The following is a 1564-nucleotide window of genomic DNA, read 5'->3' on the forward strand; positions in this document are numbered from 1 at the left end:
TTGGCTCATCTAAAAAAATGATTTTTGGGTTTGAAATGAGTGCCATTGCAATACTTAGTCGACGCTGCAACCCGCCTGATAATGTTTTTGCTTTATTTTTTGCTCTCTCCGAAAGTCCAAACCTTGTCATCATTTCCGTTGCTTTTTGTTCAGTCTCTTGTTTATTGCTGCCGTAGATACTCGCAATGAATTCTAAATTTTCCTGCACAGAAAGATTCGGGGCTACCGCAGTTTCTTGTGGTGAAATGTTTATTTTTTGTTTTACTGCCGTAGGTTTTTTGACAATACTATCTCCTAACATTATTGCATCGCCACTTGTAGGTACAAGCAAACAACTAAGCATTTTAATCGTTGTTGTTTTCCCAGCAGCATTTTGCCCTAAAAGTGCAAAAAATTCTCCTCTTTCAATTGTCATTGAAAGATTGTCGACACCTGTGTGCCCTTTAAATTTTTTCGTTAGATTTTTTATAGCAATGTTCATTTATTCATCACCTCTTCCTTCTAATTTTTTTGATTGAATCGCAGCATTAATTTGTTTAATATCATTCTTTGAAATCATGTATTGAATAGCCCATGTGACAACATATGTACCTAAAAAACTAATAAAAAAAATCAGTGTGCTTATGAACGTTTTTGGCATCCAAAGTATCATCACAATTGGCCCCCATACTAGTGCTGTTATGCAAAAATGAACGATGTACTGTTTCAGTAGACTCCACTTCACTATGTCAAAAATAAGAGCACTTGTAGCAAATGTAACGCCAATAATCCCTGTTAACATTATTTGCACGGTGACAGCGGTCACCTCGCTAACAAAGAAAGAGCGAAAATGATCTACAACTGGCATATATTCTCCTTGGCCTAATTTAAGCGAAATAAGGATTTGTACAATTTGTCCAATAATCACGCCGATGACAAAACCACCAACAACTCGACTAAATAAATTTTTCACGCTGCTTTCACCTCATATCCCAAACAGTTTCTTAATTTTTGAAACATAGCGTCGAGAAGCATATGTTTTGATATTCCCTGTTAATGACACGCCAATTGTTCCTGTCATACTAATATCCATATTCGTAATCATTTTGATGTTAACAATCTCTGAATTGGAAATACGAACGAAAAATTGACTATTTAGTTTCTCTTCCAGTTCATATAACCTGGAGCGAACGGTATAGATACCAGCAGCAGTTTGGAGAAATACCTTCTGTTTCTCTGTATAAATCCTGACGATATCTTTACATTCAACAATTTCAACACCTCTTTCTGAAAATACAGCTAATGAATCCATATGTGTTTCCGAAAGTCGCTTCATAATATCTGATATCTCATCTGTCATTTTATCCGTTAGAATAATAATTTTCGGTTCTTTATAAGATGGATCAATCGACACTTCAAATTTCACTTCACCACATCCCTTTCACTCGCTCTAAATATAAAAGCTATTTAAGTTACTGTAAATAAAATTTCGATAATCGGTCGTTTTCACACAATAACTGGTCAAAAGACGAATATAATAATTTTTTAGATGCTCCATGAACGCATTTTATCTTTACAATAAAAA

At 34.7% G+C, this 1564-nt stretch carries 3 protein-coding genes; all 3 read right to left on the bottom strand.

The genetic code is table 11. The annotated features are described in order from the left end of the window. Window positions 1-481 (bottom strand): ABC transporter ATP-binding protein (locus V7183_RS23030; RefSeq protein ID WP_438825195.1); only part of this gene is annotated, 481 nt, incomplete at its 3' end. Next, window positions 482-952 (bottom strand): DUF3021 domain-containing protein, encoded by a 471-nt coding sequence (locus V7183_RS23035; protein WP_097898850.1) that lies wholly within the window; start codon window positions 950-952, stop codon window positions 482-484. A 12-nt stretch (window positions 953-964) separates the two neighbouring features. Further along, window positions 965-1405 carry a LytTR family DNA-binding domain-containing protein gene (locus V7183_RS23040; RefSeq protein ID WP_003198186.1) on the bottom strand — a complete coding sequence of 147 codons (441 nt, stop codon included), beginning with the start codon at window positions 1403-1405 and terminating at the stop codon, window positions 965-967. Window positions 1406-1564 lie beyond the last annotated feature (159 nt).

This window comes from Bacillus sp. JJ1127, from assembly GCF_036965845.1.
GTDB lineage: Bacteria > Bacillota > Bacilli > Bacillales > Bacillaceae_G > Bacillus_A.